Annotated in this window: 10 protein-coding genes; all 10 read right to left on the bottom strand. The window is 45.5% G+C overall.

Annotated features, from left to right (window positions below; translation table 11 throughout):
* Nucleotides 1-476 precede the first annotated feature (476 nt).
* Nucleotides 477-2,195, bottom strand: coding sequence for an ABC transporter ATP-binding protein (locus ABDB91_RS01315; protein ID WP_347489824.1), 1,719 nt, complete (start codon nt 2,193-2,195; stop codon nt 477-479).
* Nucleotides 2,196-2,206: 11 nt separating this feature from the next.
* Entirely contained in the window at nt 2,207-3,043 is an 837-nt protein-coding gene (locus ABDB91_RS01310) for an ABC transporter permease (protein WP_347489823.1), read from the bottom strand.
* Between the two features lies 1 nt (nt 3,044).
* Nucleotides 3,045-4,001 carry an ABC transporter permease gene (locus ABDB91_RS01305; RefSeq protein WP_347489822.1) on the bottom strand — a complete coding sequence of 319 codons (957 nt, stop codon included), beginning with the start codon at nt 3,999-4,001 and terminating at the stop codon, nt 3,045-3,047.
* Complete coding sequence (locus ABDB91_RS01300) at nt 3,998-5,599, bottom strand: ABC transporter substrate-binding protein (protein WP_347489821.1); 1,602 nt, start codon at nt 5,597-5,599, stop codon at nt 3,998-4,000. The genes ABDB91_RS01305 and ABDB91_RS01300 overlap by 4 nt, the downstream gene beginning before the upstream one ends.
* A 37-nt stretch (nt 5,600-5,636) precedes the next feature.
* Complete coding sequence (locus ABDB91_RS01295) at nt 5,637-6,455, bottom strand: class I SAM-dependent methyltransferase (protein ID WP_347489820.1); 819 nt, start codon at nt 6,453-6,455, stop codon at nt 5,637-5,639.
* A 328-nt stretch (nt 6,456-6,783) separates the two neighbouring features.
* Nucleotides 6,784-7,143, bottom strand: a complete 360-nt coding sequence (locus tag ABDB91_RS01290; RefSeq protein WP_347489819.1) for a PadR family transcriptional regulator — start codon at nt 7,141-7,143, stop codon at nt 6,784-6,786.
* A gap of 121 nt (nt 7,144-7,264) precedes the next feature.
* Nucleotides 7,265-7,348, bottom strand: a complete 84-nt coding sequence (locus ABDB91_RS01285) for a hypothetical protein (protein WP_347491495.1) — start codon at nt 7,346-7,348, stop codon at nt 7,265-7,267.
* Nucleotides 7,349-7,353: 5 nt separating this feature from the next.
* Complete coding sequence (locus tag ABDB91_RS01280) at nt 7,354-7,485, bottom strand: HepT-like ribonuclease domain-containing protein (RefSeq protein ID WP_347491493.1); 132 nt, start codon at nt 7,483-7,485, stop codon at nt 7,354-7,356.
* 95 nt (nt 7,486-7,580) lie between these two features.
* Nucleotides 7,581-8,405, bottom strand: a complete 825-nt coding sequence (locus ABDB91_RS01275) for an amidohydrolase family protein (RefSeq protein WP_347489818.1) — start codon at nt 8,403-8,405, stop codon at nt 7,581-7,583.
* 345 nt (nt 8,406-8,750) lie between these two features.
* Entirely contained in the window at nt 8,751-13,988 is a 5,238-nt protein-coding gene (locus ABDB91_RS01270; RefSeq protein ID WP_347489817.1) for a DEAD/DEAH box helicase, read from the bottom strand.

The raw sequence follows: 13,988 nt of genomic DNA, 5'->3' as shown, positions 1-13,988 counted from the left end.
GACCCCGGATTAAATCTTGCTCCTTTATAAAAAAGATTCTGACTTCTGCCTGTAGCGCAAACATCTACTTCTTTAGACTCCGGGTTTTATCCTCTAAACACTAACGTGACCCCTACATTTGGAATAAAGGCTTTCCATAGAGAATCAACAATTTTAATGAGTCGGACATCCGGAACAAAGACCAAGCATTATATAAGTCAACGTAATCCATTGCAATTTTAAAACATTCTTATTTCATCAACTTAAGACAGTGAAAATTTTTTTTCATCATAAAAAACTTTATTGTGATAATTAAATCACAAGGTGGAACCCATTGTCAAGAATAAATCGATGAATCAAGTACGGCTAAAATTTTGATGGCCTATGATGGGATATAGCGCTTTCCGCCGTGAGTGTCATGATGAATAATAGCCACCTTGATATTATTGTCCCAGCCGCGAAAAGTCTCCGTTCCCTGGGTATTTGTTCGGCGCGCCCTAATTCCCGCACTTAATTCCCGCACATTGCAAAAGCATTGGCGCTTGTCTTTCCCCGGGGTTGCAAAAAAAATCCCCGGCCGGTTTCCTTTCAATAATTTCGGCCCGCCGCATTACATATATCCGATCGGCTATCTTTTGCGCCATAGTTAAATCATGAGTAATATAAAGCATAGCAAAGCCTTTGGAATTTTGCAGGCCTTTAAGCAACCTTAAAATATTAGCTTGAGTGGAGGGGTCCAGCATGGAACTGATCTCATCGGCAATCAACAGCTTGGGCTCCATAACCAAGCAACGGGCGATGGCCACACGCTGCCGTTGCCCCCCGCTCAGCATATAACACCTCCGGGACAGGAAATCGGCGTCCCGGGGCAGTTGAACATCCTTCAACGCCTGTCTGACACTCTCCCGGCGCTGCTCCTTGCTATCCGCATGTAATATATCCAACGGTTCCCGGACCACATCTTCAACGGTGAGCCGCTCACTGGTAGCAGACAGAGGATCCTGAAAAACAATTTGCATACCCCCTTTGCGGGCCGTATGACTATGTCCCGTGACAATCTGCCCTTCAAACAGCACCTGTCCCTGTTCCGCTTTCATAATACCGGCCAAAATCTCGGCAAGAGTAGTTTTACCCGAACCCGACTCCCCGATAAGCACCACCGCCTCACCTGATTTGACACAAATATCGCAAGAGCTGCAGGCCTTTATTTCACCGCCCCGCCAATGATAGCTTTTATGCAAATTCCTACCCTCCAGCAAAGTAACAATACCGCCTCGAAGGCAGGACACTTTCCTGCCGCATGGCAATCGTGACAATTCCGGATGTTCTTTGGCGCACCGCTCAACGCACTGATTGCAGCGGCGGCAAAATGGACATTGCCCCTCACTCTCCCGGCCCGCCTCGCCGGGGATGCCCCATAAATCCCGGTATGGATTTACCGCGGGAGAAGAATACATTAAACCCCGCGTGTAAGGATGCATGGGATTTTTAAAGATTTCCCCGGTCAGCCCCTCCTCCACTACATTCCCGGCGTACATGACCATCAAGCGAGAGGTCATCCGCATAATAACCTGCATTTCATGGGATATGACCAGCATGGGAAATGCCATTTTCCGCTGCAATCCAAGCAAGAGTTCGACAATCTCATCTTTGGCAACGGCGTCCAAAGCCGTTGTCGGCTCATCCACAATCAAAACTTCGGGTTCGCAGGATAAGGCCATGGCTATCAGTACCTTTTGGCGCATCCCCCCCGACAATTGATGCGGGTAGCTTTTGGCGAAGACCGGGTCCAGCCCCACCATCTTTAATAATTCTTCCAATCCGGCGCGTATTTCCGTCCCCGTCAGCGAGGTATGACGCCGCATAGCTTCCCCTATTTGCTCACCGATAGTCATAACGGGATTAAGGATATCCAAACTGTTTTGGAAGATAATGGCCAGTTTGCTCCAGCGATACTGATTCCATTCTTGTTCCGACAGCCGGTTCAAATCTGTGGGCCCATAAAAAATTTCCCCTTGCACCCGGGCCCGTTTTTTCAACAACCCCATCAACGCCAAAGCCAGGGAAGATTTTCCGCAACCCGACTCCCCGATAACACCGGTAACAGTCCCCGGCTCCAGCGCAAAATTTATCCTGCGCACCGCGATTATGCTTTCCCCTTCCGTATGGCCATAACGGACCGACAGATCTTTAACCCGTAAAACCGGTTGCATCATAAATCACCTCTTTACAGTTTGGAATTAGCCGTTTTCTCCAAATCCCTGCCCACAAAAGCAATGGACAGCACCAGCAGGGTCAAGAAAGACAAGGGGGCCAGCACCCACCAATGCCAATAATCCGTGAAATAGATACCCGGAAAATTGATGGAACGGTTCAGTATCAGGCCCCAGCTTTTGGATGTCGGGTCCCCCAGTCCCAGAAAGGCCAACCCGGCTTCCGCTACGATGGCCCTGCCGACAATATGAATGATGCCGACCATCAGCACGGGCAAAACACCGGGAATAAAATGCTTGACCGCCAAATGAACGAAACTTGCCCCGAAACTTTGGGCCGCAATGATATACTTTTCCCGGCACATGGCTAAAATTTGCGAGCGCACCGTCCGGGCCGGACCGGTCCAAGCGAAAACAGCTATGACAATAATAATGTTCTTCAGACTGGGGCCGAAAAAAGCGCCCAACACGATCATCAGCGGCAGTTGCGGAATCACCATCATAATGTTGCAAACGCCCATGATCAGCCCATCGATTTTCTTGCCGTAATAACCGGCCGCAATACCCAGCGCTCCGCCCCCGCATCCGGCCAACAGCGCCGTACCGAAACCAATCAACATACTTATTCCGGCTCCATGACAAATTTGCGCCCATAGGTCAATACCCAGGTCGTCGGTACCCAGCCAATGTTCGGAACCCGGAGGTTCCAGCGCAGCGCCGGACGGTATTTTATGGGGATATTCGCAAAGCAACGGGGCGAATATCCCCAACAACAGCACCAACAAAATGACAACCAAACCAAATTTACCAAAACCGCTCATATCACGCAACGTCTTAAGGAGAAAACGCATATTAACTTATCCTCGGGTCTAATTTTCGGTATAATAAATCAGCCAGCCAGTTCATTGTAAGCACGGTAATGGTTATAAAAAAGAAAACGCCCTGAATTAAAACATAATCCCGCACCATTACCGCCTCTCCAATCAACCGGCCCACACCGGGGTAGCTGAAGACGTTCTCCACCAAAACCGCCGCCCCGAAAACAGTCCCCAAGCTCATAAAAACCCTGGTTACTATAGGCAGCAAAGCGTTTTTCAGGGCGTGCTTGAAAATTATCCGCAGACTTTTCAGGCCCTTGGCCCTGGCCGTCCGCATATAATCCCGGGAAAGCACATTCAGCATACTGTTTCTGGACAGCAGATAAAATCCTCCCAGTCTGGACAGGGACAGAGTTATTACCGGAAGCGCGCCATGCCGGACAATATCCCGTACCTGCTCCGCCGCGCTATTAAACTCGGCAAAGGGAGTAACGCCGCCGGCCATGGGGAACCAGCCCAGCCTGGCGGCGAATACGAATAAAAGAAACACTCCCATCAGAAAAGAGGGTATCTCGGAAAAAATAACCATGCCCGGATAAAGCAGTTTATCCGCCGGACCATCTCGATACCAGGCCGATATGCCCCCCATTAGCGTTCCTAAAAAGCAGCTGATGACAATAGCGCACAATACTATGGACACTGTCCAGAGAATCCGGGTAGATATGATTTCCATCACGCCGGTGTTGAAATAAATACTATAGCCGAGATCAGCGCGGAGCAAATTGCCTATATAGCTAAAAAACTGCAGATAAACCGGCTTATCCAGACCGTAATAAGCTTTATATTGGGCAATCTGCTCTTCGGTGAAAGTGACGCCGGTGTGCCCGTCCTCAACCGACAGGTATAGAAAAGGATCTCCCGGCATCAATCTGGGCAAAGAGAAATTAAGAACCAGTATGACCAGCAAAGTCATCAGGTAATACCTTTTCATGCCCCGTTTCGCTCCAGATAAGACAGCTTGCAATGATCTGTTTTGGTATGATCGTACCGGAACATCCAGCCGTCGTATTTAGCCGGCCGATACACATGGTTGTCCACCTGGCCGTATAGAAGGATCATCGGCACCTCTTCCGCAATCAGTTCCTGCAGTTCGAAGATTGTCTTCTTTCTTTTTTCCGGGTCCAATTCCCTCGCCTGCCGCAGCGCCAGCGTCCGCACCCGTTCATTATAATATCCCGGCACCGCCCCAGAACCCAGTCCCTTGCTTTTGGCCTTGGGGTTGGAAGCATACAAATTCCTTAAATAATCGGGATCGCCGCCCATGCCGCCGGAATTGATTATCGACAATTCATATTCACCCTGTTGAACGGCGGTATCCCGCACTTTACTGTCCACACTTTCGATAGTCAATTTTATACCTGCCTGTTCAAGGGTTAATTTTATCAATTCGGCAATTTTAACCTCTTTGTCGGTATTGCCCACCAGCACATTAAAGGATAGTTGCCGCCCGACCAACAATTCCCGCGCCTTTTGCAAGTCATAGGGATATTTCGCCGTATTGCCGTTATACCACTTGCTTCCCTCGGGCACGTAACCCATACTGCCGATAACAGCCGAACCCCTCTCCACCTTTTCCATCAGCTCATTCCGGTCAATAGCGCAGGCAATAGCTTTTCTGATATTGACGTCCTTTAGCTCGGGGCGTTTTTCCATATTCATCATCAACCTGTAATTATGAAAAGAATGCTTTTTCTCTACCTTGTATTCAGGATTGTTTTCATAACGGGACAAAACATCCGGCGTGGCGTTAACCAAATCGATTTCCTCGTTTTCAAAAGCCAGAATCGGATCGCTGACCGGCACCCATTCGATTAAATCAACTCTGGGCCGGGGGCCCCAGTACTTTTCAAAAGCTTTGAATCGGTAGATGCCTTGCTGAGCATCGTATTCCTCCATAACATACGGTCCGCTGCCCACCGTAGCCGCCGCCCCGGTAAAGGTCATGGGATCCTCCACGTTTCCCCATATATGACGGGGCAAAATACGCATGTAGCCGATTTTGCTTAAATACGAAGCGCTGGGAGCGTCCACTGTCAGGCGAACTGTTTGCGGATCCACAATCTCTATATCTTGAACGATATATTTCCCGTCAACAATAAGATCGTTGGAAACAGGAGGATGCTCTCGATAGTATTCAAAGGTAAATTTCACATCCTCGGCGGTTAAACTCCGGCCGTCATGCCATGCAACATTATCCCTCAGCTTGAAGGTATATTCCGTGCCGTCGTCGCTGATTTTCCAACTATCGGCGAGCCAGGAAATATCCCCGTTCTCATCCTTTTCCAAAAGTGAGTCGTACAAAAGCTGCATTTTAGAAAGGCCGGGCCCTCTGACGTAATGTTTAAACGGATTGGGCAGACCGGTATCCCCTCCCTGCAAACGAATAACCACGGACTGCCCGGACGTTTCATCCCCCGGGGCTTTTTTTTCGGTATCGTCCCCTTTATCGCCGCCGCAACCAGCCGGGCCCAACAATAAACCGAAGCAAAGCACTGCTGCCGCCGCGGCGCTTTTCCAGAACCTTTTCACCAAAGGCGCCCTCCTTTTCCATGCTTTGGAATACAATTTAAGCTTTCCAAAAAATGCCCATATTTTTAGAACGGACAACACTTTGTACGATATTGTCTTGAGCTTTGGTCCGGAAAAAAGGTTTTACGGCTTCCCGCTGAGCGTCTGTCAGTTTCTCCACCAACCTGCCGTCATAGTACTCCACCGCTTCAGCGACCGTAAAAATCAGTTCCCGGCAGTCATCCAAATAAGTTATCTCCGGATCATAGCCCTCCAGCCATAGAATATTAAAGATAGCATATGCAGCATCCCTATCGTTATGGGGATCGAAATCTCCACACAGGCCCAAATGCTCCGCCAGCTCTTCACCAAGGCTATCTTTTTTTTCAATATACTGATTAATAAAACAATAATCTTTGCAGGCCAGCGACATTTTTTCCAATCCCCTCTTGCTTCTCACGGCGGGACACATAGACGCGAAAACAAGATCAAAATACTTCTCCCAGCAGCGTTCGGACAGGTCAACCGCTTCCCAATTCAGCTTGACGTATTCGATATTGTCCGCGCCCGACGACAAGCTGTTCTCTCTGGCGTAATGCAGCATATTAGCAGAGATATCCACGCCTACGACACTCCCGGCCTTTTCGGCAAACTCCACGGCATGTCTGCCGATGCCGCAGCCTATATCCAGCACTGTCCCATCTCTTTTAAGAAGGTTTTTCTCAGACAACAGCGTAATCAGTTGTTCAACCCGCTCGCCGCCGTTTTTTCGCAGATTGGCTTTAAACTGCTCCGCTCTGCCGTTCCAAAATTCTTCCGCATCAACCGTTCTCTTTCTCTTACTGTCTAAAAGATTCTCAAAGTATGCCGTTTCCATATGCAAAACCTCTTTCTGTATATGCTCTTAATTAACCAATTAGTTGATTTTGATTATCATTATCATTGAACCGACGCAAATATCCCTCCCTCTTAATATTCTACGCATATTACATAACAGCTTGGCCAGGCATAAAATTTATTCCTGCCCCCCACGGTCCGAAACCAAATGATTTTGATTATCATTATCGCCTGTGGGACATAAAAATACCTTGGCCACCCAATTTATACCCCAAAACAACAATGCTATTTTATAGAACCCCATCTGAAGCCCCGATGTTCAGCTCTAGCTAAACGATTTCACCGCCCGCGATCCCGGCAATAAAAGGTTAACCCCCGTCTCTGCGTTCCCTGGCTATTTCTTTATATGTAATAAGGAAATAATTTAAATTATCCAGCCTGTATTTGATATCCTTTTCCCATTCATCCAGTTCATCCCAGCCCAGGGAAGTAATGTGATATTTTTTCCGGGCCGGTCCCGATTCGGAGGTATCCCATGCGGACTTAACGGCGCCGCTGTTTTCAAGTTCCTGCAGACAGCGGTAAACAGCACCGGTATCGGTTTTAAAATTGGGCAAAGTTTGGCACAAAGTTGTATGAATAGCTCCTCCATGCATATCCTGCCGGGCAAGAACCAAAAGTATAAAAGCAGTTAAATGACGGTAGCTTCGCTTTTTCATAACAGACATATATAAATTTCCTCCGGGTTGCACCAAAAACCCTTAATGTCAATACCAGCATACTGTAATTAACAGTACCTGTCAAGAAAAATCTCAGGCAAGAAACTACGGAGATTTTAGATTCAACTATCTAAGCTTGCCGATTTATTCCCGGTGCGATTATACAATTTTTAAAATCAACCCCAAAGTAATCGTGTATCAAAACATCCCTCATACCGGCTATTGAACGCCGTGGTATATGAGGATATTACCCCTTAGTTCTGCCGAAAGATTCTTAGTTGCTTCCCCGATAATTTCAATTCTTCTAATTACAGCATCCTGGATCAAAACGGATTCAAAAAAGGTATCCATTGTTATGCCACGCATATAGCTTTCTGTAGCGTTAAGGCTTTCCATAATATGCCGGAGAAAAACTAAATCATCTTTCACAGATTATAACGAACTAATTATAAACAATTTGCCACTAAATTACGTGCATTATCATAAACAACCCGACGCAGCACCTGATCCGCCAGACCTAGTTGGCGCAGAATTTTTAGTCCGGATGCCAACTCATATTCAATAATTGGAAAGTCGCTTCCGTACAAAAACCTCTGCGGGTAGCGCTCTATAAAATACACCAGACGATCAACCGGCAGGTTAACTCCGGTCGCACCCAGAGCCCAGGATGTATCAAGATAAAAATGGGGGTATCTTTCCAGCAGGGAAAAGGCTTTGTCAATTTCATAAAGTCCCAGGTGGGGAATAATCACTTTTAATTCCGGCCATCTCTCCATGACCTTTTCCATATGATCAAGACCCAGCACGGGGTCGTTTTGCGAATAAGGCGCTGTGCCGGCGTGAATAATTACAGGTTTTTGACGCTCCACAGCCGCCCGGTAAACAGGCTCCCATACAGGGTCATCAGCGGCATACTGCTGCACCGCCAGCTGCAGCTTAAAACCGGCAAACTGCCAATCATCCAACACCGTGGCGATTATTTGTTCCAAATCGCGGTCCAATGGGTGGATACAGGCAAAGGGTATAAAACAGTCATGCTTGCGGCACACATCCCGAACCCATCGATTCAACTCCAGCGATATATCGGACTTATGAGCATAAGTAAGCAAAAACGCACGTTCCACTCCCATTGCTTTCAGACAAGCCACATATCTTTCCAATTCCCAACCGGCATATGGTATCTGCCAGCCAATATTATTGAACCAATGCCATATGGCATTAAACAACCGCTGTGGGAAAAGATGTACGTGGGCATCCCAGATTTTTTCCACTATTTCACCGTCCTTATTACGATCAGCTTCTATTGCATTTACTTAGAAACTGCCTTTAATTCCAACTTTAAACCGCCAATAATATCGGAGTTAATATATCCGTCCATGTATGTTTTGGGTACTCCATAGTCGTTATCAATTAATTTATAAACCATAACATCTTTTTGCTTAAAATTTACAATCCAATATTCTCTCACCCTATTTTTCATAAATATGTAACTTTTTCACGCAGTGGATGTTTTTAAAAATGAAATGATGGTTACCGCCTTAAAAAACAGGGTTACCTTCCGTTCTCACATCCTTAATATGAATGTAAAGTATGTACTCCATTCAATTAAAAGGATATCATTGATTCAACACACCGCGAATCGAGTCGATTGCATATGGCCGAGCATACTTGACTTCAAAATTACTGATCCATACAGCATTTGGGCGATATACTGGTTTTACCCTCATTGCAGGGTAAATATATAACTGCTTAACATTGCCTACATTTTCCACAGCAAGTCCGTCTTCCTGCGAATATTCCAAGCGAATTCCATAGGTAGAGAGAACCTTTCTGAGCGGTTCCATCATTTTAATTTGGTCTTGAGGAGGAATATCATCAGCAAGCTTTTGCTCTTTCGCCCATGCCAGCAGTTCCATAGCAGCATATCTATCCAACACTGAGTGATAGTTTTGATTACGATAGTGCTTCAAACAGTTTTGGCAGGCGTTATCACAATCACAGCCATTTAAAAAAGTTTCTGTTTTCTCTAAAAGTGTATTGATTTGAGATGCTATTCCCGAGGAATACCCGGCACCACTTGACAGGCTGTCATACAGATAGATATCAATATATGCTTTCTCCTTGTGTTCTCTTAAACGGTATCCTGCGTTAAGCTCGGTAAATTCAACATCAAGGAGTTGGCTTGTCTGAAGACGCACTGCCTCTGCCAAAGAACGCGAGGCGCGGTCGACCCAAGGGTTTTCTTTACGTGAAATATTAATCCTTACTTTATCAAGTTCAATTTCAAGAACTAACATATCTGTTATGAAATCAAATCCAAGCGTAGCATTTACTGCATTCGCATGATTACATCCTGTTCTAACAAACTGCGAATAATACGGCCGTCCTATCTTGGTTCGCTCTGACTTGTATGCAGCAGCATTATCCCCGGGAACTGCCCCGCCACAGTCGGAGCAAATCATGAACCCTTTTTCAGCAGGACCGCGGTTTACCATGATAATCCTTTGGTTAGATCGTTTGGCCATGTGAATATTGGAAAAACCCTGAATTTGAGCCAATCCATCGGAATTCGGCAATGTAGAATACAAAGGAGCATCTGCGTAGGAATAAGATTCATTCAACTGGGCAGAAGCGATGGACTTGCCATTCACAGGTGCAAAACCCCAAGGCCGAACCATTGGTAACATCCGCACAATATGCTTTTTTTCACAAAATGGGCAGTGACCGTTGTTCAAATCGTCTGCAGGGCCGAACCACCCACACGCCTCACATGAAAATACGGTCTTTACATAGTTCGGATCGTCCATGAATGATTTCGCCGGAATTGTAAATCTACCTTTTTTGCGTTCACTGCCATAATAGTACAAACCGCCAAGCTGGTAAGTGTTTTTATCTACGACGATTGACCGACCGGGCGCATATTCACTAATTGCGACATCTAATCCGCGCTCTATTTGATACTGTAGCTGCCCTTTAGAGTTGCTGATGAATGTACTAACAACACTCTTGGGGAACGAATAGGTCGGGATAATGCCTTCTTCATACAATGCATCTAACAGTGTCTTCTTTTTTGATGCCCCTTTACCGTCATACAGTTCCGGATGCGCAATGCGCTTCTCGTTAAGATTCTGCATTTCTTGCGTAAGTTGATTTCTAGTCCGCAAGATTAATTCCTTTGAATATGACTGCAACAACACAGTATTAAAGGATACATCAAACCCGTTCAGGTAGTGCGTAAAGTCGTCCCAGTATTTTTCGAAAAAGCCTATAGTATCAATGCCGTCAAGACTTTGGCCTTTGGGTTTCAAGAATGCCTGAACTGCAACCATATTCATGTGACGATATAGCAGTTTTTCACTTTTAATATCAATCCACGGCCTGCGCGGATCTCCGCGAAACATCGGTGCTGGATTTGTAAAGTACATGGTATCATGGGGGCCGTCTTCACAAAATGTGACAATAGTAGATAAGCTTGCGCCACGCCGGCCAGCTCGACCTGCACGCTGCTGATAATTTTCGCGCATCGGGGGAATGTTACGCAAACCCACAGCAACAAGGGAGCCGATATCAATACCAACTTCCATCGTTGTAGTGCTGCTCAGAATATCAACAGGTGGTTCATCTTTTTTCAGCAAATCTTGAAAGCGCATCTCATATTGCTCTGTCCGTGACCACATATCATCACGCTGGTCTTTATATGACAATTGAGCTGTATGTTCCTCAGTATCAATAACTCGAATTGCCTCACCTGCCAACGCATCGGAAACAGGTTTTCTCCAGAACTCCATTGCGCTGTATCCCTGGTCGCTTACCTTCTCCAGTTGGTTGCTTCCACAGTTCGGACATTTCCCTTGAATTGGGAATGCGGCCAATTCAGAACACTGCTTGCATCTTAGCCATTCGTGTTCCAAACCAAACTTTGGCACAACACGGGAAAGCTCAATGTAATAGCGGCTTTCATTGCTGTCAAGAAATATAGAAAGCGCCTTTTTCCATGCAACCACTATAGGATCGCTCTTTTCCCAACCCATGTTGCCATACATGGCCTTTGAGAAATCCCAATCGGAAGGGAGTCCGAGTCCTTTGTAGGATGATAATACTTCTTTTCTGCGTTCGTCGGGGATCTTATGCCCCAAAGCGCCATAATCGCTACAGATATCTAACAACCATGCATTGAATACTTCCAAAAACTCTTCATTCGAAACATCAATGTCACGATCCTCCAGAATTTCCAACGCATCCTCCAGATTCTTTTCGCGTGGTTCCAACCATCCGAGTGCAGTATCATACAGAGTATTATAGCCACCGCAAAACAAGTGAATTAGATGCTCCAACATCATCGGTGGCGCATTATCAAACGTAAGCTCCGGTTCAAACTTTTTACCGCGCTTTTGCTTTCTTTGATATGTCGCTTTGGTATCTGCGCAATCAGACAAAAATTTATCTCTGCTTTCGTTGTGGAACAACTGTACATGTCTTTTGGTTGCTTCCAAGACAAAATAGCCGTAGATATTGTTCAACGACAGATCCTTGCCGGATTTTGATATTGCTTTTGCTGCAAGTACAAATAACTGCATAACCGCCTGATCATCAGATGCTTGTGACATATCTCTGGCTAGTTTTGCCGCACGTTGGCGGCTGTCGGAAAACAGTAAAACTTTTCTTCCCTGATTTGGAAACTTCCCATGATTATTTTTTTTTGAATTTACCGGAGGCTGTGCATTAAACTGGGCTTTGATCAAATTATAGAACGATTGATTACCTTTTGTACTAAATGAAGTCAATTGCGTTTTACTCAATAAGTGTCTGCAATGTGGGCAGGTAGAAAAAGTTTTTACATCAGGACGCCCTTTATCTTTGTACTCGCTAAAGTAAAGTTTTATGATACCTGACTTTCCGGCAAGTGCGTCATCATGAAAATCCAAGAATCCGCTTTGCGTATCTAGATAGCATAGCTTGACCGGGTTTTTCGAAGAACCCGAATATGTTTTATCGCATTCCGGAATGAACAAATGAATTTCATACATTTTTTCGTCGAAAAATGCACCGGGAGATCTCCACAAAAACGCTTTGCCTATTGTGTGCGTGACATAACCCTTGAAAAACAATGCTCCACATCTTCGGTCGTTAACGAGTTCATAAACGACACTTCCACAATCCGGACAGGTATAAACACCGTTAGTAATGAAGAGTTGCCCGAGCGTAATTCCCTCGTATGTGTTCGAATGCTTGCAATTTGGATTTGCACATGCATATATTCCCTGCAATCCACGGAAGAGCATATGCAATCTAATAGGGAATAGAACATCGTTCTTTTCATCCCTCGCAAGAGAAGAAATTGTAAGCAGATTATAAACTGCGTATTGAGCTAAATCTCGGCCTAAATCCGGAAAAATCTTTTCAGCCAGTTCATCGATGGAGCAAGCCGAACCACGGCACGCCTCAAATAATTTATAGAAAGGATCATAATTTATTAGATTTCGATACATCTCAAAATGCGCATCCGACCAATTTTCAAAAGGTGCTTTACTATTCCCCAAGCCACTCCAGAAACGGTTAATGCTCATAAGTTCCTCGTATGTTTCCTCTTCCGAATCTCCGGGACGATATTGCAGAAACTTTTCTACCGGAATGGAAACGGTATTTCTAGAAGGCATTTTTTCCCGCGCTCCGGTCAAGTATACAAAACCGTTATCAGCAGCCGTAGTAAGATTATTTGCGAATTCGTGAACGGCAGCCATATCATCCGGCGATGAATTCGGCATACTGGCCGTCGTAAGTATAAACTGAACCCTATCACGCATAATGCCAAGTTTATGAAACAGTCTTCGTATCAGGAGCGCAATCTCTCCACCAGAGGAACCTCTGTACATATGCGCTTCATCAATAACATAAAGAAGTTTGTTATCGGGATTGCTGTTAAGCCAACTACTCGTATCACTCCAAATTTTTTCTTCACGCGGACGAAACAGCATATACTCAAGCATGGAGTAATTAGTAATAAGAATATCAGGGCATACCTGCTGCATTTCGAATCTGGTAATCAGCTCGGCATCATCATCGTTTGTAAGATGTCGTCCGCTTTCAAGTGTTTGTATGAACTGTTTTAAGTTTTTTTTAGCAGGGATCTTACCATCCTTGAGCAATTCTTTATAGAATGCAGTGACTGCTTCATCATCCGACCGAGTCATTCGTGAGAGCGATTCCGCAAGTTTTTTATCTTCAGAACGGGTTGGAGCAGAACCAGAGTACGGAGTACGCCCGGTATACATACCAAATTGAGGGCGCCGAGCCGAACTGCCGACAGCGCTTCGAAAGGCATGTAAAAACTTTTCTTCGGGATCTCCTATAAGTCTACGAAGACGGCTTATCTGATCGGAGACAAGCGCGTTCATAGGATACATTACAATAGCACGCACTCCTCGGTTTGTCCATGTATCAGGCTTTGTTTTTGCCTCTACGCAAATTTTAGCGAGCAGCGGCCACATAAAACACTCTGTTTTACCGGAACCGGTGCCCGTAGAAACGAATAGGTCATTGCCGTCGTATGCGTTCTGAAGAGCATCAAGCTGGTGTTGAAACGGCGATTTATAGACCCCAAGTTCTTTTTCAGCGAGCTCATAAAAAAGGCCTTTCAGCCAAGAGGGGATATTCAATACATCAATCCCATTTTCCACCGCTTTATATGCAGGAGTGGATTCGACAAAAGGCGTTTGATAAAGAACACCTTCATCATCCAACTTATCAGATAGTGCATTCAGAAGCAGAGCATTTTTCCCAAGATACTGGGATTTTATATATAAAACGAGTTCGTCTTTAAGTTTTTTATGCATCATATGTGCATTTGCTGACAT

The sequence above is a fragment of the Desulfoscipio sp. XC116 genome (genome assembly GCF_039851975.1).
GTDB lineage: Bacteria > Bacillota > Desulfotomaculia > Desulfotomaculales > Desulfallaceae > Sporotomaculum.
The sequence above is the reverse complement of the archived record's forward strand: the minus strand, read 5'-3'. Positions and strand labels throughout refer to the sequence as shown.

Coding starts and splice junctions, on each gene's coding strand:
- ABDB91_RS01315 (WP_347489824.1), bottom strand. CDS start 2,195: ATGATGCAACCGGTTTTACGGGTTAAAGATCTGTCGGTCCGTTATGGC.
- ABDB91_RS01310 (WP_347489823.1), bottom strand. CDS start 3,043: ATGCGTTTTCTCCTTAAGACGTTGCGTGATATGAGCGGTTTTGGTAAA.
- ABDB91_RS01305 (WP_347489822.1), bottom strand. CDS start 4,001: ATGAAAAGGTATTACCTGATGACTTTGCTGGTCATACTGGTTCTTAAT.
- ABDB91_RS01295 (WP_347489820.1), bottom strand. CDS start 6,455: ATGGAAACGGCATACTTTGAGAATCTTTTAGACAGTAAGAGAAAGAGA.
- ABDB91_RS01290 (WP_347489819.1), bottom strand. CDS start 7,143: ATGTCTGTTATGAAAAAGCGAAGCTACCGTCATTTAACTGCTTTTATA.
- ABDB91_RS01285 (WP_347491495.1), bottom strand. CDS start 7,348: ATGAGGGATGTTTTGATACACGATTACTTTGGGGTTGATTTTAAAAAT.
- ABDB91_RS01280 (WP_347491493.1), bottom strand. CDS start 7,485: ATGGATACCTTTTTTGAATCCGTTTTGATCCAGGATGCTGTAATTAGA.
- ABDB91_RS01270 (WP_347489817.1), bottom strand. CDS start 13,988: ATGTCAGCAAATGCACATATGATGCATAAAAAACTTAAAGACGAACTC.